Consider the following 19,956-nt stretch of genomic DNA (forward strand, 5'->3'; position numbering starts at 1 on the left):
ATGTGACGTTCCAATCCCTGGCGCGACGCCGCGGTGTTTGGACTTCGGCTAAGAACAAAGCCATCGAATGATGGTTCCGCCGCCGCCAATCATGAGGCCGCGCGTGCGGCCTCTTCATTTGACGGTCATTCGCCAGCTCGGTTGCTTTGGTTGGAGACCGTCAACGTGGCCGCAACAACCGAAGCGCGACCGCCGCGGCCAACAGCGTGACGCCAGCACTGGCGCTAAAGACGGCATTCAAGCCTTCTAGATCGGCAATCCAGCCCGACGCCGGACTTCCCACCGCCATCGCGATATCGAGAAAGACCGTATCAATACCCATGATCAGTCCCCGGGTCTCGGGAGAGTTGTTCCGAACGGCCTCTACGCCGAACCCGGGATAGACCAGCGAGTATCCGAACCCGGCCAACGCGGCGCCTGCGGAGGCGAGCATGCCGTTGCGCGCAAGCCCTATGTGCAGCAATCCCGCCGCCTGCACTACGACTAACAGCAGCGCGATTCTGGCTCCCCCGAATTTGTCCGGCAGGTGACCGCAGAGCAGGCGGGCCGCGATCAAGGCGACGCCGAACGCGGTGAAGGCCAGCCAGACGGGCTGCCAGCCGTGATCGCTGTAGAGAGGCGAGCAGAAGGCCAAGATCGCCCCGTAGCCGACGCTGCTGAGCGCGGCACACCGATACCTGGGAGCCAGACGGCGCTGAGTGTACTTGCGAGACGCCTTGGCTCGCCGAAGTCGCGGATGGGCAGCGGATGCTCGCAGCAAGCCCAGGAATACGATGAGAGGTAGGAGCGTTGTCGCGATACCGATCGCCGCGACGGAGAGGGTGGGCGCGATGAATCGCTATCCTGAGCTCTCTTCCACGACGGCAAAGGCATTCCGGACCGCATAAAGCTCGGCCACAAATGCTGAGACGAGGCGGGAGTTCACGCCACCAGGTGGCTTCAATAGCAGGGCGCGGAAATGCACTGCTGGCTCGAAGGGGCGAATGACAATTCCCTTTATCATCTTGTCGGCGATGATGAAGGGGTTGACCAGTCCGATGCCCAGGCCTTGCGCTGCCAGGATGGCGATGGTCACGCCGTATGGCGTTTCGACCAAAATGCGGGGCTGGACACCGTGTTCCGCGAAGATCCTGTCCATGGCGAGCCGCACGGTGTCCTCCGGGGCGAGCGCCAGGAAGCCCTCGTCGTTCAGGTCTGTCGGCGTGATCACGCCCCGGCTCGCCAGCGGATGTCCCTGCGGCATAACGCAGACGGCGCGAGGCGTGGTGAACACGCTGTGCAGGACACCGTTGGTGTCGATCTCGTCCGCGGCCAGGCCGATGTCGAAGCTGCCCGACGCCACCAAATCGCGCACGACGTTGGAGGTGCGGACCTGATAGCTGATCCGCACCTGCGGGTGCTTGCGCGAGAACGCGGTGATCGCGCGCGGGACCAGGCCATGTCCAAGCGCCGAGAGGCTGGCGACCCTGATGGTCCCGGCGCCGACTTCCTTGATCTGGGCGGCGCGCAGCTTGAGGCGATCGAGGCCGACCAGATTGGCCTTCACCTCGGCGTGGAAGAGCAGCGCTTCCCGGGTCGGCACCAGGCGACCCCGAATCCGGTCGAAGAGGATGAAACCGAGCTCGGCTTCGAGCTTGGCGAGCGAGCGGCTGATCGCCGGCTGGGATGTGTCGAGCAAGGCGGCCGCGGCCCCGGCCCCGCCGCTGGTCATGATCGCGTGGAAGACGTCGATGTCGCGCAGGTTCATGCGAAAGCCATATCAAAATCGGATCGAGTCTATCGACACGGTCATAGATGGCAATGTGTTACCGGGCTAGCGTCGGCCCATGACGAAATCCGACGATACCTCCCACATCCATCCGCCTGCGCGTTCGCAGCGGCCGTTCCAGGCGGTTGCAATGCCGGTCGAGCGCGCTTCGACGATCATTTTCGACGATCTCGAGGCGTTCGAGAAACGGGCGGAGCGCGTCTATGACGGCTTCAGCTATGGGCTGTACGGAACGCCGACGAGCCGGCTCCTCGAAGACCACATCGCCCAGCTCGAAGGTGGGGCAAGGGCGCTCGTCGTGCCGTCGGGCATGGCGGCGATGACGCTGGCGACGATGGCGGTGTGTCGGAGCGGCGACCGTGTCCTGATGCCCGAGACGCTCTATGGCCCGGCGCGGGACATGATCCTGCGTTTCCTCGGGCCGCTCGGCATCGCGGCGCAATCCTACGACCCGCAGCTCGATGCCGGGATCGCGGAGCTTCTCGACGAGCGGACGCGGCTGGTCTGGGTGGAGTCGCCGGGTTCCGCGACCTTCGAGGTCCAGGACGTGCCGGCGATCATCGCGGCGGCCCACGCGGTGGGCGCACTGGTAGCCGCCGACAACACCTGGGCTTCGCACCTCCTATTCAAGCCGCTGGCCCACGACGTCGACATCAGCATGCAGGCATTGTCGAAACATGCTGGCGGCCATGGCGACCTGCTGATGGGCTCGCTCGCCGTGCGGGACGAAGGCCTGTTCCGGCGCCTGAAGGATACGGCGCGCTTCCTCGGCTACGGCGTTTCGCCCGAGGATTGCGCGCTGTGCGAGCGCGGCCTGATGACCATGCCGGTCCGCATGCGCCATGCCGCGGCGAGCGCGGCCGAGATCGTGAGCTGGCTGTCGCAGCGCCCGGAGGTCGTCCGGGTCCTGCACCCGGCCGTGCCGGAACATCCCGGGCATGCGGTGTGGAAACGGGATTTCGCGGGCGCGGCCGCGGTGTTCTCAATCGTGCTCAGGCCCGAACTCGGGCCGCTGCAGCGCGAGGCCCTCCAGAGGATGCGCTTGTTCAAGCTCGGTGCGAGCTGGGGCGGCGTCCATTCGCTGATCGCGGTCAACGATCCGCGGAAAGGCCGGACCAGCCTCGACTGGCTGCCACCGGGGCCGGTCTGGCGGTTGTCGATCGGCTTGGAAGCACTCGATGACCTGATCGGCGATCTGGAACAGGCTTTTGTCCCGTTTGCCGAATTCGCGATGGCGTCGAAGGCGGTGGGCCGTACGGCAGCTGAATAACCACAGCAAACTCTAAAAACAGGGGAATGGAGATAGCCATGACAAGATTGAAAGTGCTGCTCGGCGCAGCTCTTGCCGCCACTGGTCTAACGGCGAGTATCAGTGATGCCAGCGCGCAGAGCGTCGTGAACAAGATCAAGCAGCGCGGCTATGTGAGCTGCGGTGCAAGCCAGGGCGTCCCCGGTCTCTCCCGACCCGACGAGAACGGATACTACCGCGGCTTCGATTCCGACATCTGCCGGACCTTCGCGGCCGCCATCCTCGGCGACAAGGACAAGATCCGCTTCGTGCCGCTCAATGCCGGCCAGCGCTTCCCGGCGCTGCAGACCGGCGAGATCGACGTCCTGTCGCGGACCTCGACCATTACTCTTTCGCGCGACACGGTGGTCCGCTTCGTCTGGATCACGCTCTACGATACTGACGGCCTGCTCGTCCGCAAGGCCGACAAGATCACCGATCCCAAGCAGCTCGCCGGAAAGACGGTCTGCCTGCAAGGCGGCGGCAGCCTGACCGAGAAGGCGATCGAGGAGACCGAGGAAGAGCACGGGATCACGATGAAGAAGGTCTACTTCGATTCGACGATCCAGGCGCGCGACGCCTTCTTCGGGGGCCGTTGCGACACCTATGTGACCGATGGCACGGCCGCCGCCGGCCAACGCGCCTCGGTCGCCAAGAACCCGGACGACTACGACATCATCAAGGTGGGCCATGCAGCCGAGCCGAACGGCGTCGCGGTCGCGCGCGGGGACGATCAGCTCTTCGACATCACGCGCTGGACGATCAATGCCCTGCTCTGGGCCGAACTCCACGGCATTACCGCCAAGAACATCGACGAAAAGCTGAAGACGGCGACGAGCGACGTCAAACGGGTCCTGGGGCAGGAGCCGGGCTTCGGCAAGCCGCTCGGGCTCGACGACAAATGGGTTTACAACGTCGTCAAGCAGATGGGGAACTACGCCGAGATCTGGGACAACAATCTCGGGAAGAGCAGCCCGCTCAAGGTCGATCGCGGCATGAACGGGCTCTGGAAGGATGGCGGCCTGAACTACCCCTACCCCTGGGACTAGCCGTTGCCGGGGGAGCGTGACGAACGCTCCTCCGTTCGATGTCCAAGCCGGAAAGGGGAGAGCGGCATGCTCAGCGATGCCAGGACGAGATCGATCGTCATTCAATGCCTATTGGTGGCGGCCGTCATTGGTGCTGCGACCCTGCTCGTCACCACGACCTTCACGAACCTGCAGACGCGCGGCATCCCGATCGGGTTCGACTTCCTGATGATGCCGTCTCGCATCGTGATCTCCGAGGCGATCCTCTCCTACAAGTCGCGTGATCCGTATTACTGGGCCATCGTCGTTGGCCTGGCGAATACGGTGTTCATCTCGGCGCTCGTCATCGTCTTCTCATCGGTGCTGGGCTTGATCGTCGGCGTGACCCGCCTAAGCAGCAATCCGCTCGCCTCAGGCACGTGCCGCGTGTGGGTCGAGATCGCGCGCAACTCGCCACCGATCGTCTTGCTGATTTTCCTCTACTCGCTCTGGTGGAAGGTCCTTCCGTCGGTTGCCGACGCACTCAGTCCGCTTCCCGGCGTCTTCGCCTCGATGCGTGGCGTCATGGTCCCTAGCGTTCACATTAGCATGGCAACAGCAGGCGTGGTCCTGATCCTCGTTGCCGGGCTGCTCTTCCTCGCTGCTCGGCTCGCAGGTTCGCTGCGCAGCTTCCGGCCCGTCCTGAGCTGGGCCGCAGTTGCCGTGCTTTTGCTCGGCCTTTGGTTCGCCGATGCCAGTGTCTCGCTGGATTGGCCCGTCTTCGCCGGTTCGAATTTCCAGGGTGGGCTGGAGCTGACGCCGGAACTCAGCACGATCCTGATCGGCCTGACCATCTATACGACTGGCTTCATCGCCGAGATCGTGCGCGGCGGCGTGCTATCAGTTGGGCCGGGGCAATGGGATGCCGGTCGCTCTGTAGGTCTGTCCCGCAGCCAGATCTTGCGGCTGATCGTCATTCCGCAAATGCTGCGCGTGATCGTGCCGCCGCTCAACAGCCAGTACATCAACGTCGTCAAGAATTCGACGCTGGCGATCGCTGTCGGCTACCCGGATTTCCTTGCAGTGATGAACACCATCATCAGCAAGTCCAGCCATTCGATCGAAGGCGTCTTCATCATCCTGGGCGTCTACCTCGCCCTGAACTTGACCCTGTCGAGCGCGGCCAATTGGTACAACCGCCGCATCGCGATCGTGGAACGCTGATCCCGTGAAGACGATTTCGCTCCCTCTCTCCGAAGCTCCCGTGCCGGCGCAGGCCTGGTCCGCGCCGCTCCTGGCCTCGCTGCGCAGGACTGCCGGGCTCCTGTTCGGCTCGCCGCTGAATGCCACCCTGACGCTGGCTTTCGGCGCGATGCTCGCCGTCGCCCTGCCGCCAATGCTGCGCTGGCTGGTGCTCGACGCCGTCCTCTTCAATCCGGCCCCGGCCGCCTGTCGCGCCGCCTCCGGGGCCTGCTGGAGCTTCATCTACGCCAAATCGGGCCAGCTGCTGTTCGGCATCTACCCGGTCGAAGAGCGCTGGCGGCCCGCTCTGGTCTGCCTGCTGATCCTGGCCTTGCTCGGCTGGTCGGTCCGGCCGGCGAGCTGGACGCCGCGCCTGCTCGCCCTCTGGATTGCGGCGCTTGCGCTGATCGTCTGGCTGATGGGCGGCGGCCTCGGACTCGACGAGGTCCCGACCTCGGCCTGGGGCGGCCTGCCGGTGACGCTGATCCTCACCGTCGTCGCGATCGGCATCGCCTTCCCGGTTGGAATCCTGCTCGCACTCGGCCGCCGGTCGACGATGCCGGCTGTCCGGATCGCCGCGGTCATCGCGATCGAGTCCGTCCGCGGCCTGCCTCTGCTCTCGATTCTTTTCGTCGCCTCTATCATGCTGCCGCTCTTCCTTCCGGAGGCGCTGCTGCCCGATAAGTTCGTGCGCGCCCTCGTCGCCCTGACGATCTTCGCGGCGGCCTATCTCGCCGAAGTCATCCGCGGCGGGCTGCAGGCGATCCCGAAGGGCCAATACGAGGCTGCCGCGGCGCTCGGCCTGCCGTTCTGGCGCACGCAATACCTCGTCATCCTGCCGCAGGCGATCAGGGTGGTGATCCCAGCCCTGGCGAACACGATCATCGTGATGATCAAGAACACCAGTCTCGTGCTCGTGGTCGGGCTGTTCGATCTGATCAGTTCGGGCAAGGCCGCCCTGGCCGACCCAGCCTGGCCGTCGCCGGCCGCCGAGACCTTCTTGTTCATTGGCGCGATCTTCTTCGCACTGTCCTTTTCATTCGCCCGCTTTGCCGATTTCCTGGAGCGGCGCGGCCCCGCTGCTCGCTAGGAGACGTCACGATGACCATGGCAATGGCAGAAACCAAGATGACCGACTCCCGGCCTGCGGCTCTGAAGCAGACCTCGCTCAACACCGCCACCGCCGTCGAGATGATTGGCGTCAACAAGTGGTATGGCGAGTTCCACGTGCTGCGGGACGTGAACCTCAAGGTCTCGCGCGGCGAGAAGCTCGTCATCTGCGGCCCGTCCGGCTCGGGCAAGTCGACGATGATCCGCTGCATCAACCGGCTCGAGGAGCACCAGAAGGGCCAGATCGTCGTCGACGGGACGGAGCTCACCAACGACCTCAAGAAGATCGACGAGATCCGCCGCGACGTCGGCATGGTCTTCCAGCACTTCAACCTGTTCCCGCATCTGACGATTCTCGAGAATCTGACGCTCGCGCCGATCTGGGTGAGGAAGATGCCCAAGAAGGACGCCGAGGAGATCGCGATGCACTACCTCAAGCGCGTCAAGATCCCGGAGCAGGCGGCGAAGTACCCGGGCCAGCTCTCCGGCGGCCAGCAGCAGCGCGTGGCGATCGCCCGCTCATTGTGCATGAGCCCGAAGATCATGCTGTTCGACGAGCCGACCTCGGCGCTCGACCCCGAAATGGTCAAGGAGGTGCTCGACACCATGGTCTCGCTGGCGGAGGAGGGCATGACCATGCTCTGCGTCACCCACGAGATGGGCTTCGCCCGCCAGGTCGCCGACCGCGTCATCTTCATGGACGCCGGCCAGATCGTCGAGATGAACACCCCGAACGCGTTCTTCAAGAACCCGCAGCACGAGCGCACCAAGCTCTTCCTTAGCCAAATCCTGCACTAATTACGGGTAATGACAGCTAGAAGCCGAGACCGCGAGGAGACGCCCATCAGCCGTGAGCAGAGCGCCAAAGCAACCCGTCCGAGGGCGCTTGCGCTGCGGCATGGGGATGCCTAGTCGGATCGCGCCGACGCTGTGGACGACAGCTCGCCGTTGCGCTGGGTTGAGCGTGTCGAGGCAGGTGATCGGCGCGCGAGCCCCGTGCGGCGACCTCACACCGAAATGCCCCCGAGGAGGAACCGACCGCAGCTGGACGCGATCCGCACTGCCGTCGTCCCCGCTGGCACAACCGGCGGTCGATCGGTGCCGCCTCTTGACTTAAACCGCGATAGAGAAGTGGACACTCCTCATCGGCCGTGATCTGAGATCCTTTTCTCCTCGAGCCTGAGGGAGAGTCCTGAGCGTCGTTTCTGGCCTTAGGCCGCCTGTTTTTCCAGGCTGGGCGTTCCCCAATCGACACGGTACCTCTGTCAAGCGAGCCCGGAGCCTCCCGATTTTGCATCGGCTCGTTAGCCCGCCATCCAACCGCCGTCGACGAGGATGTTCTCGCCGGTCATGAAGCTGCACTCGTCGGAGGCCAGGAACAGAGCGGCCGACGCGACATCCGCTGGGCGGCCGAGGCGCGGCATCGGCGTGCGGGCGGTGGAGTAGTCCATCCAGCGCGGCTCGACGGCGCGCCCTGTCTTGCCGGTGAGGATTTTGCCGGGGGCGACGGCGTTGCAGACGATGCCGTGGCCTGCATAATCCACCGCGATCTGCCGCGTGATGTAGACCACGCCGGCCTTCGAGGTGCCGTAGGCGATGTCTTCCGGACAGGCGATCATGCCGTGCTGGGAGGAGATGTTGACGATGCGCCCGCGCAGCTCGTCCTGCGGTGGCTGCGTCAGCATGAGCCGGACGGCGGCGCGCGCCATCAGGAAGACGCCGGTCAGATTGACCGCCATCACGCGGTTCCATTCGGACAGGCTCGTCTCGGTCAGCGGCTTCCCGTTGCCGATGGCGGCATCGTTTACAAGGATGTCGAGCCGGCCGAAGCGAGCCCGTGCCTGCTCGACCGCCTGCTCAGCCTGCGCCTCGTCTGACACGTCGGTTGCGACGAAGGCGACGTCGTGGCCGCGCTTGGCCAACCATTCCTGGGTCGGCTCGCCGCCCTCGCGCACGGTCTCGGTGACGTCGGCGAGGAGCAGGCGGGCGCCCTCCTCGGCGAAGCGTGCGGCGATCGCCCGGCCGATGCCGGAGGATGCGCCGGTGATCAGCGCCGTCTTGCCGGAGAGGCGTCCCATGGTGGAAATCCCTTTTCAGAGCGGCAGGCCGTCCGCCCAGCCGAGATAATCGGTGGCCTGGGCAAAGAGATCGCTGCCGGGGCGGAAACCCGTATCGGCCTCGATGCGGCTGGTCGCCAGCGCGGCGCGATCCTGCGCAAGGTTGTAGCGGATGTCGGGCTGTTCGCCCTCGCGGGCCAGGCGCCAGTCGGCGGTCAGCCCGGCCCGGCCAAGGGCGGCGCACCATTCCGGCAGGTCGCTGATCCGGCCGGCGCCGAGATTGTAGAGCGCATGATTCAGCGCGCTGGTGCGCAGGAGCGCGGCGAGGCCGGCACCGACATCCCGCGAATAAAGCCAGTCCGCCCGCATCGGACGCGGAAGGACGACGGCCACTCCGATGCGGGCGGCCGCAAGGATCTGCCGATGAGGGCTCAGCGCGTCGCGCAGACCGGTCGCATATTCCCACGGCCCGAAGACCGGGCCGAGACGGACGACCCGGATGTCCAGTCCGTAGAGGGCGCCCAGACGCAGCGCCGTCTGCTCTGCGGCGAGCTTGGAGATGCCGTAGAGTGCTGTTGGCGCTGGCGCCGAGCCCGCTTCTTCGTAGAGGCCGGAGGCGGCGGGCGGCGCGAAGCCGTAGACCGCGACCGAACTGAGGACGACGACCCGCGTGAGGCCGGCCGCCGCGGCGCGCTCGACGGCATTGACCGTGCCACCGATGTTGACGTCGAGGATGGCGCGAGCTTCGCGCAGCTCCCGCTCCGGGCCTGGCGTGATCGCGGCGGCATGAACGAGGTGGGTGGCTCCGCTCGCGGCGAGTGCCGCATCCAGTTCGGCGGCCGAGCGGACATCGCCCGTGACGATGTGCAGGCGGTCGCAGGCGAGCCGTTGTGCCAGTGCGGCGGGCGGCGCTGCGGCGGAGAAGAGGCAGATCTCAGCGCTGTCCGCGAGCAGCCTTTCCGCCAGAGCTAGGCCGACGAAGCCGCTGCCGCCGGTGATCAGGACCTTCATGGCTGCTGCGCCGCTGCGCGACATTGTTGCATATCCTTCTCTCGCCCTCCGGCTTGCCTCAGCGCTGCATCTGCGCGCGCCGCTCGAGCACCGCGACCCAGCGCGCGAAGGGCCAGAGCAGCACGACATAGATCGCCGCAGCCGCCATCAGCGGTGTCGGGTTGTAGGTCTGCTCCTGGGCGACGCGGGCCGAGCGCAGCAGCTCGGGCAGCGCGACCAGGGCCGCGATCGAGGTCGTCTTCACGAGCTCGAGCGAGTTGCTGGCGAAGGGGGCGAGCGCCTTGCGCAGCGCCTGCGGCAGGATGATGAGAGCGATGATATGCCAGCCACGAAGGCCGAGCGCCCGGCCGGCCTCGCGCTGGCCCTTGGGTATCGTTTCGATGCCGGCCCGAAAGATCTCGCCGTAATAGCCGGAATTGTTGAGCGCGATCGCCAGGACCGCTGCGGCGAAGCCGCCGAGCTTGAGGCCGAGGAAGGGCAGCCCGTAGAAGATCAGCACGAGCAGCACCACGACCGGGAAGGCGCGCACGAAGTCGATATAGCCGATCAGCAGGATGTTCAGCGCCCGGTTGTGGAAGGAATAGGCGATGGCGAGCGCCAGTCCCCACAGGATCGAGAGCGGCAGGGCGACGATCGCCAGCAGGATGGTGAATTGCAGCCCCTGCAGCAGCAGCGGATAGACCTGCAGCAGCGAGTCTAGGTTGAGGAAGTTTTCGACGAAGAGCTCGAGCATCGCTTCTTCCTCAATGCCCCGGCCCGAACCGGTTCTCGACCGCCCGGCTCAGCGCGACGAGGGGGATGAACAGCGCCAGATAGAACAGCGCCGCCAGCGTCAGCGGCGAGGGATTGGCGACGATCGCCATAACGCTCTGAGCCTGGCCGAGCGTTTCCGGCAGGGCGACGGCGGTGCCGAGCGCGGTGCCCTTGCCGATGGCGATTGCCCGGTTAGTCAGCATCGGCAAAGCCAGTCGGACCGCCTGAGGGAGGATGACCAGTGCCATCACATGCCGTCGCGGCAGCCCGAGCGCGCGGGCGGCATCGCTCTGGCCCCGAGGCACCGCGAGCATCGCCGACCAGAAGATCTCCGCCGCGAAGGCCGAGAGGATCATGCCCAGCGCCAGCACGATGGTGACAAAGGGCGACAGCGACAGCCCGGCATAGGGCAGGCCGAAATAGATGACGATGATGACGACGAGCTGCGGCAGCGTCCGAAAGGCGTCGATATAGACGACGATCAGCAGATCGACGGCGCGGATGCGCAGTGCGCGAAGCAGCGCCAGCCCAAGCCCTGCCAGGATGCCGAAGGCGATGACCAGCAGGGTCACCAGCACGGTGACGCCGAAGCCCTTGAGCACGGCGGGGAAGGCATCCGCCATGACCTGCAGGTTGAAGTAGTTGTCGACGATCCGGTCCATGCTGCGCTCGGCCAGGCCCGGAGGTCCGCTTCCGGGGGTGGTGGGAGCCCGGTCGTCTCTGGCCGGACCGTTCAGGGCAGGCTCAGCTCACGCGCGGGCCCGTTGCTCGCAAGCCGGTCACTTGCAGGTCAATGCATGCGGGGTTGGGTCGTAGGTCTTGAAGTCCGGCGCGCCGTAGCCGGGATAGACGACCTCGATCGAGGTGCCCTTCTCGGGCGCGGTGCCGTACCACTTCTCGTAGAGCTTCGCGAGCCAGCCTTCGGTCTTCAGGCACTCGATCACCGCCTCGACCTTGTTGCGGTATTCCACGCTTTCGAGGCGGAAGGCATAGCCGAAATTGCGTCCGTTGAAGTCCTTGAAGGCCACAGTCAGCGCCTTGTTGCGGCTGGCGGCGTAAACCGCGGTCGGAATCTCGTTCAGCGCCGCGAAGGAGCGCCGCGTGATCACCGACTGCACTGTGTCGGGGAAGCTGTCGTAGCGTTGCACCTCGAAACCGTACTTCTCGGCGTTGGCGGTGGCCCAGGTGTCGGAGATGGTGCCGCGATTGACCGAGACCGACTTGCCCTTGAGATCCTCGAAGCCCTTCATCGTCTCGCCGGAGCGGGTCAGGAAGCCATTGCCGGTGGCGAAGAACGGCTCGGTGAACAGCATGCGTTCGGCGCGTTCGGCCGTGATGTTCAGCGGATTGACCGTGAACTCGATGCGCTTGGCGAAGAGCGCCGCGAACAGCCCGGAAAACGGTACGTCGACGATCTCGACGCCGGGACGCCCGAGGCGCCTGGCGATCTCGACGATCAGGTCGTTGCCGAAGCCCTCGGGACCGTTGGCGCCGCGCATCATCCAAGGTGCGACGCCGAAATCGGTGCCGACGACGAGCGTCTTGCCGCTGGGATGATCCGCCTCCTGAGCGGCAGCGGGAAGAGCCGCAAGGCCGAGTATGATCGCAGCGGCTGCGACGCGGCGGGAAAGATGTCTGATCATTGTTGTTCCCCTCGTTGTAGTTTTGCGTTGAAGGCTCGGCTCAGGCTGCGGGCGGATGCGTCTCCTGCCAGTGGCGGGCGATCTCGACGCGTCGGCAGACCCAGACGTCGTCATGTCGCAGGACGTGATCGAGGAAGCGCTCGAGTCCGGCAGCGCGTCCGGGATGCCCGGCGATCCGCAGATGCAGGCCAACCGACATCATTCGCGGCTGCTGCGCGCCCTCACGGTAGAGCATGTCGAAGCTGTCCCGCAGGCTCTCGAAGAAGTCGTTCGCCGTCGCGACGTTGCCGCTGATGAACTTCGCGTCGTTGGTCGCGAGGCTGTAGGGCAGGACGAGATGGTTCTGCCCCAGAACCTGCGTCCAGTAAGGAACTTCGTCGTTATAGGCGTCGGAATCGTAGAGGAACGAGCCGTTCTCGACGATCAGCCGCCGCGTGTTGACGCTGGGTCCATAGCGGCAATACCAGCCAGCCGGAGCCTGACCGAGCGTGCGCTTCAGGCTGTCGACCGTGCGCGCGATCCTCTCCCGCTCTTCATCCTCGCTCAGGTTCTGGTGGCGCTCCCAGCGCCAGCCATGGGCGCAGACGTCGTAGCCGCGCGCCATGATCTCGGAGCAGGCCGCCGGGTTGCGCTCCAGCGCCAGGGCGCAGGCGAAGATCGTCGCCGACAGGCCGCGCTCGGCGAGCAGGCGGTTGATGCGCCAGAATCCGACGCGGCTGCCGTATTCGAACATCGATTCGGCGGCAAGATCGCGGCCCTCGAAGCCGCCACCGCCCTCGGAGAGGCGCGTCTCGCTGACACCGTCCCCGTCCGGGAAGGAAGCTTCCGAACCCTCCTCGAAATTGATGGCGAGGTTGAGTGCGAGCCGGGCGCCGTTGGGCCAGCGCGGATGCGGCGGCTTCGCGCCATATCCGATGAAGTCGCGGGTGAGATGGGCGTCCCGGCTCATCGTTCAGCTCCTTCGGAGAGGGCCACCATCGGGCGGACGAGGATGGGGTGCGCGAGATCGAGGAAGACGTCGTCGTCGCCGCGTCCGGTCTTGTGCATCAGCACGGCAAACTGCGCCGGCCCGTCGAGGATCGTCATGCCGTGATGCCAGACGTCGCGGCGATAGGTGACGCCCTGGCTCGGTCCGGCCAGGAAGGCGCGCAGCGTTGCAGGATCCGGGCCACCCTGCGCATCGCTCTCCGCGACGATGGCGAGATAGCGACCGCCGGACAGCGGCAGGAAGGTCTGCGCGGTGAAAGGGTGCCGTTCGAGCATGGTCACCATCAGCGGCAGCGTGTCGATCTGGTCCACACGCGAAACCCAGAAGCTCGGTTCGCCCGCATCGGCCAGATGCTCGAAGACATGCGGGAAAAACCGGCGCCGCTCGCTTCCAGCATGTGCGACGACCTCGCCGTAGGGCGCGAAGGCTTGCGCCGTAAGCGGTTCGATCGTGACGGTAAGGTCAGGCTCGGTACCGGCCAACATGGTCATTGTCCGATTCCGAAAGTAGCGAGGAAGCCGGCGCGGCTGTTGGCGAGATGCACCGCCATCGCCCGGCGGGCTTCATCACGGTCGCCGCGGACCAGCGCGTCGAGGATGGCGACATGCTCGGCCCGCGCCGTCTCGAACCGGCCCGACACCTCCTCCAGCGGCGACATATGGATGCGCCGGCGGGCATCGATCACGATCCGGGCCAAGGACTGGTTGCCGCAATGCTCGACGACGAGGTCGTGTATGCGATCGCCGAGCTGCCAGGCGAGCGGGCCGGAATCCCGCGGATCGACTTCGAGAAGCTGTCGGCGCAGGCTGATCGCCACATCGAGTGCGACGCGCCCGGCCGCCTGCGCCGCCGCTTCCGGCTCCAGCAACTGCCGCACAGCAAGCAGCTCCAGCACCTCGTCGGCGCCGACCTCGCAGACTGCGAGCGAGCCGTTGGGCAGGCGTTCGAGATAGCCCTCGCCGAGCAGGCGGCTCAGCGCATTGCGCAAGGGCGTCCGGGATACCGACATGGCCTCGGCCAGGCCGCGCTCGTCCATCTGCCGTCCGGGCCGGTAGTCGCGACGCTCGATCCCCTGCAGCAGCCGCTGATAAACTTGGGCGGTGATGCCGCCTTCGGCGGGTGGCAGTGGCACGATATTGCTTGACGTCGGCTCTTCAAACGACATGGCCTCGTTGGATCCGGTTTTGGTATCCCAGGATAATGTCGGGGTATCGAATGCGTAAAGTTAGTTTCAGCCGAAAATCGCGCGCCTATCTGTGCGCATTATTTAATCGCCACACCTTTTGGTATCCCAATATAGCGAGGATGTTGGTCCTATCAGGCGACGGACCATTCGGCGCTGATGTGAAATTCAGAACCGTCGCGCACCGCATCGGTAAACGTCCATTGAACGGTCGAGCTCGACACGAGGCGGAAGCTCAGTGATTGGCTCGCTGAGCCGATTTATCCTTAGTGACGTCGAGTCCGGACACAGTCGCCCGGAAGCGGACGTGCCCGACGTCGGGAATGGGCGGCGAGCGCAACTCCTTCCGTTCTTCGCCAAGCTGCCGGCTTGCCTGATCGGGATCGAGGCGTGTGCCACGGCGCATCATTGGGCGCGCGAGCTGATCAAGCTCGGCCACCAGGTCCGGCTGATGCCGCCGAGCTATGTGAAGCCGTATGTCAAGCGGCAGAAGAATGATGCGGCCGATGCGGAAACGATCTGCGAAGCCGTGACCCGCCCGACCATGCGCTTCGTCGAGGTGAAGAGCGTCGATCAGCAGGGCATCCTGGTGCTGCATCGTGTTCGGCTCATGCTCATGCGCCAGCGCGTCCAGCTGTCGAACGCGATCCGAGGCCACATGGCGGAGTTTGGGCTGGCGGCGCCGATCGGGAGGGAAGGTCTGGGGGCTCTCATCAGGCTCATCGCCGACAAAGACGAGCGTGTGCCCGCCGAGGCGCAGATGTGTCTTGGAATGCTGGCTGCTCAACTCGCGCTGATCAACGATCAGATCTTGGAAACGGATCGCCGGATCAGAACTAACGCCCGCGCGACCGAGATCGGCCGCAGGCTGATGGGTGTGCCGGGCGTCGGTCCTCTCCTGGCGAGCGCTCTCGTAGCCACCATACCGGATCCCAAAGCGTTTCGGTCAGGCCGAAACTTGGCGGCATGGACCGGCCTCGTGCCTCGGCAGAACTCAAGCGGCGGGAAGGAGCGGCTGGGCGGCGTTCCGACAACAGCGCGTTGGTCGAGGTCGGCTTCACGCCGCCCTGCACGAAGCGGGCGAGAGACGTGCGTGAGACCATTTCACTGGGATCTCCGGACGCATCGAGGACCGCATAGACTTCGTATCCGGCCGCGCGTGCATCGAGAGCGGGAAACATCACGCAGACGCTGGTCCAGACGCCGGCCATGACGAGCCTTGCGGCCCGTGGCTTCGACCAAAATCGCCGTTGTCCCAGGCGTTCACCTCTCCCTTTCGCGCGACATAGACCGCGTGCGGAGCATGATGATGGATCTCCGGCATGAGTGGCCCATTGGTGCCGGCCGGTTCCGAGGCGGTCGTGATCACCGGAATATTCAGGAGCGTGCACAGTCGGGCGATCATCTCCACATTGCGCCGCAGGTCGGCGACCGGGATCTTTGACTGTCTGGAACAGCCCGGACTGATGATCGAGCAGAAGGACCAGCGTATCGGACGGGTCCAGGAGCGCTGCGCCACCGCCTGTCGGGAGAACGCTCGATTTTTCGGACGACGATTCCATCGCTGTTCTCCCGTGCCGTTGTCTATCGGTTGGCTGTTTCGGCTGAGAATGTGGTCCAGCACCGAAGCGTGACCTCTCGACGCCTACTCACAGCTCGGCATCTCGCGCCGCAGCTGCTCGTTCTCCAGGCGTAGCAGTGCCATCTCGTCCCGCACCGGCCCGAGCACGGCCTCCAACTCCGCTTCGGTGAAGCGCGGCGTGATGTGCTGGGGGCAGTTCCAGTCGAAGGCCTCGACCGTGATCAGGACGAGGCGCTCGATGCGCCCCGCATAGCCGCGCACCGCCAGCCGCTCCTCCAACGCAGGATCGTCCACGGCGTCGACGATCCGCATGCGGCCGAATATTTTCAGGCGTTGCTGATGCGCGTAATCCATCAGAAACAGCGACACGCGGTCGTTGGACTGGACGTTGCCGGTCGTGATGTACTGGCGGTTGCCCCGGAAATCCGTCGTCAATGACCCGCAGGAAGCCGGCCGGCCCGCCGCGGAACTGGACATAAGGCCAGCCGCTCTCGGAGACGCTGGCCAGATAGAAGCCGTCGCGGGTGGCGATGAACTCCTGCTCGGCGGCACCGAGCCGGTGGTTGCGCACGACCTCATCCTGAAGGATTTCGCCCGCACGCACGGATCGGGGCGCGCTGCCATAGCGCTCGCGCGCAGCCTTGACCGATGGCGTCGACGCGATCTCGATATATCTATGACGCATGATGCCTGCTCCGCTTTGACCGGGTCGGCACCGCCATCAGCGCCGCAGCCGACCGCTCACGTCTGCAATGCCCAATCCGCCACCTGCCAGCGCAATTGCCCTCGGTCGGAGACGACGCGGCCGAGGCCCGGGAAGGGCATATGCGTCGCGGCGATCAGCGCGCCCTCCGCTGCGGCGAGCGGAAAAAATCGGTCCCGCATCGCCTGTGCCGCTGCGCGGTCCTGCTCGAACAGGAAGTTCACATCGGTCGCAAGCGGATGCACCACTGGGAAGATCATGTCGGACACCATGATGAGGCCCTGGCCGGCATCCTCGATCCGCACCCCGATGTGGCCGGGCGTATGGCCGGTCAGGTCGACGATGGAGATGCCGCGAGCAATCTCGCGCGGGCCATCGATCGCCTGCAGCCGCGGGTAGAGGCGCACGACATCCGTCGACATCCGAAAGCTGGTCTGCAGATAATCGGGGGCACCGCTACGCTTTGCCGGATCGGTCCAGTGGGTCACGTCCCGCCGATCGATATACAGTTCGGCATTGGGAAAGTTGTTCTGCCCGCCGGCAATTAGTCCGCCCATGTGGTCCTGGTGCATGTGGGTCACGATCACCGCATCGATCTGATCGCGGCGTAGACCGAGCGCAGCAAGCGCCTGCGGCAATGCGCCGGTCTGCCCGATCGAGCCGGCCGGCCCGGTATCGAGCAGGATTTTGCGCTCGCCGTCCTCGATCAAATACTGGTTGAACACGAAGCGGACTCCGGTTGAGCGGGCAACGAACTGCGCCGTCGCCGCCTGTTCGACCTCGGCAGCTGTGCGGCCGGGGAAAAACGTGTAGGGCATGTCCGCATAGCCATCCGTCAGCGCCGTGACGGTGAAGCGGCCGATTCGGATCTGCGCCAGCGGCGTCACGCGGGCTGCCGCGGGGGCCGCCGCCACGCTTGGCGCGGGAGCGGCGAGAGGGAGGAGGCCGCCCCCGATGATGCCAAGCGGGAGACCGCTCGCGAAGGCGCGGCGGGACAGGTTAATCATGACTTGCTCCGTCTGATCACTGACGCGACCTGAGCATGCCCGCCGGACGGGCCTCACGCGTCTGACCAGAACGCTAGAGCCTCCCTTGCAGATCTAGTATCCTATGGTTTCGGGAGCCATCCTCCCAAAATTCGGGAGGCACGATGGACCGTTTCGATACCATGTCGGTACTGCTGGCCATCGTCGAGGCTGGCAGTCTTTCGGCCGCAGCACGGCAGTTGCGCGCCCCACTCTCGACAGTTAGCCGCAAGATCGCCGAGCTCGAACAGCATCTGGGCACCCGCCTGGTGATCCGCACCAGCCGCGGTATCGCTCTGACCGACGCCGGCCGCGCCTTCGTCGCCGCGTCGCGGCGCATCCTCGGGCAGTTGGAAGAGGCCGAGCGCGAGGCCGCCGGCGAGTACAGTGCGGTACGCGGCGCGCTGCATGTCACTGCGCCGATCGCCTTTGGGCAACGCCATCTGTTGCCTGTCGTGCTGGGCTTTCTGGCGGAACAGCCCGAGATCAACTTGCGGGTCACGCTGGCCGACCGGCAGATCAGTCTGGCGGAGGAGCACGTCGATGTCGCCCTGCGCATCGGGCATTTGGCGGACAGCGCACTGATCGCCACCCGGGTGGGCACGGTGCGCCGGGTCATCTGCGCCAGCCCTGACTACCTCTCCAGGCGCGGCGTGCCGCGAAGGCCGGAGGATCTCGTGCAGCATGATGGTATCAGCTTCCAAGGCTTCGCCGTAGCCCCGGAATCGCGCTATCGGCGGGACAGCGCAGCCTTCGCGGTCGATCCGCGCCCGAGGCTGGCCGTCAACACGACGGAGGCGGCCATCCAGGCTGCACTGGCAGGTTTCGGGATTGTCCGCCTGCTGTCCTATCAGGTGGAGAAGGAATTACGCTCCGGCCAACTACAGATCCTCCTGCCGGATTTCGCTCCTGAGCCGCTGCCGGTCAGCCTCGTCTATCCGGAGGCAGAACTGCTGCCGCTGAAGGTCCGGTGTTTCCTGGACTGGACCGTGCCGCGCTTGCGGGAGCGGATGGCAGGGCTCCACGGCGGCGGTCCGTGAGGACAATGGTCGCCGCGGCGGCGGATGGCATGGTCTACTGGCCTGTCGAGACTCGCATACTTGGTCTGCCCCCTGAAAAGTGGTCCTCCGTGAAGTAGGCTTTTGAGCCTTGGAGGAAGCCGCAATGGCGCAGAAGAAGCACAAGCCCGACGAGATCGTCGCGAAGCTGCGGCAGATCGACGTGTTGTTGTCGCAGGCTCGTCCCGTTGCCGAGGCGACCCGCCCGTCGATCGCGCATTACACTGCCAACCGCTGCGAATACGAGGCCGCCGCGCAGAGCCTGTTCATGGCGATGGAGGCCGGAGTTGCGCGGACATTGAGTGTCTCGACCTACGCCCTATCTGAAGCCCGCAAGGTGCACGAGGATCTGGAGGCGCGGCGCACGACGGGCTCCGTGGTCCTGCTTCCTTGATTGGCGAGCTTTCCGGTCTAAAGCCTCACCATACTCCGGATCGGGGTTGCCATCGATCGCCAACACCCGCTGAAAGGAGGTCCGATTTCCTGGCCGACGCGGCCGGAGACAGATTGGTTATGATCGCTACTCCGAATGGAACGGGGGCGGCCAGAGCGCAACGGCCCCGGCCTCTCGTGTCGCTGCTCAACCGGCGATCGCGGGATGGAGCAGGACCTCCAGGCCGATGTTGCGGTACATTTCGCGGCGCATCCGGTCGGCAACACCGTTGACGATCTCGGCGCCGTCCTGCGACGGGTCGACATGGACGCGGAACGGGCGCTTGCCGAAAGGCGTGCCGACCACGCGGACGATTTCGCGGGCGACCTCGGCAGGATCGGCATCGGCGGGTTCGAGGCTGGCGAGCCCCTTGAGCGCCTTTTCCGCGATGCCGGCATAGGGACCGACTTCGTATTCTGCGGCACGCGCCTCGTCGGAGGCCTTGCCGGAATGGGCGAAATGGTTGGTCCCCTTGGTGAAGGCGCCCGGTACCATGATGGTGGTCTCGATGCCCCAGAGCGCCAGTTCGGTGGAGTAGGACACAGCCAGCGCGTCCATCGCCGCCTTGGCGGCGAAGTAGGGCGACAGGAAGGGCGGCGTACCGCCACGCGTCGAGCTCGATCCGACCCAGACTAACAGGCCCTTGCGCTGGGCTCTCAGATGGGGAAGCGCGGCGCGGTTGACGCGCTGCGCGCCGAGCACGTTCACGTCGTATTGCTGGATGAACTGGTCAGGGGTGAAGGCCTCGGCCGGTCCGAAGACCATGTGGCCGGCGTTGTGGACGATGGTATCCAGGCGGCCGGCCGCGGTGATGATGTGGGCGACACCGGCATCGGCCGAAGCGTCGGACTGGACGTCGAGTTCGACAGTGCGCAAATCGACGCCCTCCGCCTTCGACCATTCGGCGACGGCCGCGACCTGTGGCGCATTGCGCCCCTGGGTTTCACGCATCGAGGCGTAGACGGCGTGGCCGGCCTGGGCGAGCGCCTTGGCGGTCATCAGGCCAAAGCCCGAGGAAGCGCCGGTAACAAGGATAATCTGCTTGGAGATAGCCTTGGACATGACGATGGTCCTTTGCTCAGTCTGGATATGAGAAAAAGGAGGT

At 65.4% G+C, this 19,956-nt stretch carries 20 protein-coding genes and 3 pseudogenes; 8 read left to right on the forward strand and 15 right to left on the reverse strand.

Annotation, left to right across the window (positions count from 1 at the left end; translation table 11 throughout):
• Positions 1-160 precede the first annotated feature (160 nt).
• Both FQV39_RS31320 and FQV39_RS31325 read right to left on the reverse strand, forming a co-directional pair.
• Positions 161-634 carry an MFS transporter gene (locus FQV39_RS31320; protein WP_248313525.1) on the reverse strand — a complete coding sequence of 158 codons (474 nt, stop codon included), beginning with the start codon at positions 632-634 and terminating at the stop codon, positions 161-163.
• 204 nt (positions 635-838) lie between these two features.
• Complete coding sequence (locus tag FQV39_RS31325) at positions 839-1,747, reverse strand: LysR substrate-binding domain-containing protein (protein WP_149134356.1); 909 nt, start codon at positions 1,745-1,747, stop codon at positions 839-841.
• Positions 1,748-1,826: 79 nt separating this feature from the next.
• On the opposite strand from FQV39_RS31325, the gene FQV39_RS31330 reads away from it, so the two are divergent.
• From FQV39_RS31330 to FQV39_RS31350, 5 genes are all read left to right on the forward strand, one after another.
• Entirely contained in the window at positions 1,827-3,038 is a 1,212-nt protein-coding gene (locus FQV39_RS31330) for a trans-sulfuration enzyme family protein (protein WP_149134357.1), read from the forward strand.
• A gap of 38 nt (positions 3,039-3,076) precedes the next feature.
• Positions 3,077-4,105 (forward strand): transporter substrate-binding domain-containing protein, encoded by a 1,029-nt coding sequence (locus FQV39_RS31335; protein WP_149134358.1) that lies wholly within the window; start codon positions 3,077-3,079, stop codon positions 4,103-4,105.
• Positions 4,106-4,171: 66 nt separating this feature from the next.
• Positions 4,172-5,287 (forward strand): amino acid ABC transporter permease, encoded by a 1,116-nt coding sequence (locus FQV39_RS31340; RefSeq protein WP_149134359.1) that lies wholly within the window; start codon positions 4,172-4,174, stop codon positions 5,285-5,287.
• Between the two features lie 4 nt (positions 5,288-5,291).
• Positions 5,292-6,395, forward strand: a complete 1,104-nt coding sequence (locus FQV39_RS31345; RefSeq protein ID WP_149134360.1) for an amino acid ABC transporter permease — start codon at positions 5,292-5,294, stop codon at positions 6,393-6,395.
• 101 nt (positions 6,396-6,496) lie between these two features.
• Positions 6,497-7,213: an amino acid ABC transporter ATP-binding protein gene (locus FQV39_RS31350; RefSeq protein ID WP_187640393.1), complete on the forward strand. Its 717-nt coding sequence runs from the start codon at positions 6,497-6,499 to the stop codon at positions 7,211-7,213.
• Between the two features lie 506 nt (positions 7,214-7,719).
• Here the strand turns inward: FQV39_RS31350 and FQV39_RS31355 are convergent.
• The 8 genes from FQV39_RS31355 to FQV39_RS31390 form a co-directional block, all read right to left on the reverse strand.
• Positions 7,720-8,493 (reverse strand): SDR family NAD(P)-dependent oxidoreductase, encoded by a 774-nt coding sequence (locus FQV39_RS31355; protein ID WP_149134361.1) that lies wholly within the window; start codon positions 8,491-8,493, stop codon positions 7,720-7,722.
• Positions 8,494-8,508: 15 nt separating this feature from the next.
• Entirely contained in the window at positions 8,509-9,507 is a 999-nt protein-coding gene (locus tag FQV39_RS31360) for an NAD-dependent epimerase/dehydratase family protein (RefSeq protein ID WP_187640359.1), read from the reverse strand.
• 34 nt (positions 9,508-9,541) lie between these two features.
• Positions 9,542-10,216 carry an amino acid ABC transporter permease gene (locus FQV39_RS31365; protein ID WP_149134363.1) on the reverse strand — a complete coding sequence of 225 codons (675 nt, stop codon included), beginning with the start codon at positions 10,214-10,216 and terminating at the stop codon, positions 9,542-9,544.
• A gap of 10 nt (positions 10,217-10,226) precedes the next feature.
• Positions 10,227-10,898, reverse strand: a complete 672-nt coding sequence (locus FQV39_RS31370) for an amino acid ABC transporter permease (RefSeq protein WP_149134364.1) — start codon at positions 10,896-10,898, stop codon at positions 10,227-10,229.
• Between the two features lie 117 nt (positions 10,899-11,015).
• On the reverse strand, positions 11,016-11,879 hold the full coding sequence (locus FQV39_RS31375) for a substrate-binding periplasmic protein (protein ID WP_149134365.1): 864 nt from the start codon (positions 11,877-11,879) through the stop codon (positions 11,016-11,018).
• Between the two features lie 40 nt (positions 11,880-11,919).
• Entirely contained in the window at positions 11,920-12,828 is a 909-nt protein-coding gene (locus FQV39_RS31380) for an allantoinase PuuE (protein ID WP_149134366.1), read from the reverse strand.
• Complete coding sequence (locus tag FQV39_RS31385; protein WP_248313526.1) at positions 12,825-13,358, reverse strand: ureidoglycolate lyase; 534 nt, start codon at positions 13,356-13,358, stop codon at positions 12,825-12,827. The genes FQV39_RS31380 and FQV39_RS31385 overlap by 4 nt, the downstream gene beginning before the upstream one ends.
• On the reverse strand, positions 13,355-14,032 hold the full coding sequence (locus tag FQV39_RS31390) for a GntR family transcriptional regulator (protein ID WP_149134367.1): 678 nt from the start codon (positions 14,030-14,032) through the stop codon (positions 13,355-13,357). The genes FQV39_RS31385 and FQV39_RS31390 overlap by 4 nt, the downstream gene beginning before the upstream one ends.
• A 346-nt stretch (positions 14,033-14,378) precedes the next feature.
• Here FQV39_RS31390 and FQV39_RS31395 point away from each other — a divergent pair.
• Positions 14,379-15,077 (forward strand): annotated as a pseudogene (locus tag FQV39_RS31395) (IS110 family RNA-guided transposase); the annotation flags it as partial.
• A gap of 73 nt (positions 15,078-15,150) precedes the next feature.
• Here the strand turns inward: FQV39_RS31395 and FQV39_RS33980 are convergent.
• From FQV39_RS33980 to FQV39_RS31410, 4 genes and pseudogenes are all read right to left on the reverse strand, one after another.
• A pseudogene (locus FQV39_RS33980) lies at positions 15,151-15,261 on the reverse strand (isochorismatase family protein); the annotation flags it as partial.
• Entirely contained in the window at positions 15,231-15,674 is a 444-nt protein-coding gene (locus FQV39_RS31400) for a cysteine hydrolase family protein (RefSeq protein ID WP_149134368.1), read from the reverse strand. The pseudogene FQV39_RS33980 and the gene FQV39_RS31400, both read right to left, overlap by 31 nt.
• A 21-nt stretch (positions 15,675-15,695) precedes the next feature.
• Positions 15,696-16,317: pseudogene (locus tag FQV39_RS31405) on the reverse strand (pyridoxamine 5'-phosphate oxidase family protein).
• A gap of 56 nt (positions 16,318-16,373) precedes the next feature.
• On the reverse strand, positions 16,374-17,342 hold the full coding sequence (locus FQV39_RS31410; RefSeq protein WP_149134369.1) for an MBL fold metallo-hydrolase: 969 nt from the start codon (positions 17,340-17,342) through the stop codon (positions 16,374-16,376).
• Between the two features lie 143 nt (positions 17,343-17,485).
• On the opposite strand from FQV39_RS31410, the gene FQV39_RS31415 reads away from it, so the two are divergent.
• Positions 17,486-18,400, forward strand: a complete 915-nt coding sequence (locus FQV39_RS31415) for a LysR family transcriptional regulator (RefSeq protein WP_149134370.1) — start codon at positions 17,486-17,488, stop codon at positions 18,398-18,400.
• Positions 18,401-18,692: 292 nt separating this feature from the next.
• On the forward strand, positions 18,693-18,812 hold the full coding sequence (locus FQV39_RS33985; protein WP_248313563.1) for a hypothetical protein: 120 nt from the start codon (positions 18,693-18,695) through the stop codon (positions 18,810-18,812).
• Positions 18,813-18,998: 186 nt separating this feature from the next.
• On the opposite strand, the gene FQV39_RS31425 is transcribed toward FQV39_RS33985, so the two are convergent.
• Positions 18,999-19,913 (reverse strand): SDR family NAD(P)-dependent oxidoreductase, encoded by a 915-nt coding sequence (locus tag FQV39_RS31425; RefSeq protein WP_149134371.1) that lies wholly within the window; start codon positions 19,911-19,913, stop codon positions 18,999-19,001.
• Positions 19,914-19,956: the final 43 nt, after the last annotated feature.

Source organism: Bosea sp. F3-2, assembly GCF_008253865.1.
In the GTDB taxonomy this organism is placed as follows: domain Bacteria; phylum Pseudomonadota; class Alphaproteobacteria; order Rhizobiales; family Beijerinckiaceae; genus Allobosea.

Excerpts from the sequence above, each read along its gene's own strand:
- FQV39_RS31365 (WP_149134363.1), bottom strand. The coding sequence starts at position 10,216 with ATGCTCGAGCTCTTCGTCGAAAACTTCCTCAACCTAGACTCGCTGCTG.
- FQV39_RS31325 (WP_149134356.1), bottom strand. The coding sequence starts at position 1,747 with ATGAACCTGCGCGACATCGACGTCTTCCACGCGATCATGACCAGCGGC.
- FQV39_RS31385 (WP_248313526.1), bottom strand. The coding sequence starts at position 13,358 with ATGACCATGTTGGCCGGTACCGAGCCTGACCTTACCGTCACGATCGAA.
- FQV39_RS31375 (WP_149134365.1), bottom strand. The coding sequence starts at position 11,879 with ATGATCAGACATCTTTCCCGCCGCGTCGCAGCCGCTGCGATCATACTC.
- FQV39_RS31335 (WP_149134358.1), top strand. The coding sequence starts at position 3,077 with ATGACAAGATTGAAAGTGCTGCTCGGCGCAGCTCTTGCCGCCACTGGT.
- FQV39_RS31425 (WP_149134371.1), bottom strand. The coding sequence starts at position 19,913 with ATGTCCAAGGCTATCTCCAAGCAGATTATCCTTGTTACCGGCGCTTCC.
- FQV39_RS31390 (WP_149134367.1), bottom strand. The coding sequence starts at position 14,032 with ATGTCGTTTGAAGAGCCGACGTCAAGCAATATCGTGCCACTGCCACCC.
- FQV39_RS31340 (WP_149134359.1), top strand. The coding sequence starts at position 4,172 with ATGCTCAGCGATGCCAGGACGAGATCGATCGTCATTCAATGCCTATTG.
- FQV39_RS31330 (WP_149134357.1), top strand. The coding sequence starts at position 1,827 with ATGACGAAATCCGACGATACCTCCCACATCCATCCGCCTGCGCGTTCG.
- FQV39_RS33985 (WP_248313563.1), top strand. The coding sequence starts at position 18,693 with ATGGAGGCCGGAGTTGCGCGGACATTGAGTGTCTCGACCTACGCCCTA.
- FQV39_RS31410 (WP_149134369.1), bottom strand. The coding sequence starts at position 17,342 with ATGATTAACCTGTCCCGCCGCGCCTTCGCGAGCGGTCTCCCGCTTGGC.
- FQV39_RS31355 (WP_149134361.1), bottom strand. The coding sequence starts at position 8,493 with ATGGGACGCCTCTCCGGCAAGACGGCGCTGATCACCGGCGCATCCTCC.
- FQV39_RS31350 (WP_187640393.1), top strand. The coding sequence starts at position 6,497 with ATGATTGGCGTCAACAAGTGGTATGGCGAGTTCCACGTGCTGCGGGAC.
- FQV39_RS31360 (WP_187640359.1), bottom strand. The coding sequence starts at position 9,507 with ATGTCGCGCAGCGGCGCAGCAGCCATGAAGGTCCTGATCACCGGCGGC.
- FQV39_RS31370 (WP_149134364.1), bottom strand. The coding sequence starts at position 10,898 with ATGGACCGGATCGTCGACAACTACTTCAACCTGCAGGTCATGGCGGAT.
- FQV39_RS31380 (WP_149134366.1), bottom strand. The coding sequence starts at position 12,828 with ATGAGCCGGGACGCCCATCTCACCCGCGACTTCATCGGATATGGCGCG.
- FQV39_RS31415 (WP_149134370.1), top strand. The coding sequence starts at position 17,486 with ATGGACCGTTTCGATACCATGTCGGTACTGCTGGCCATCGTCGAGGCT.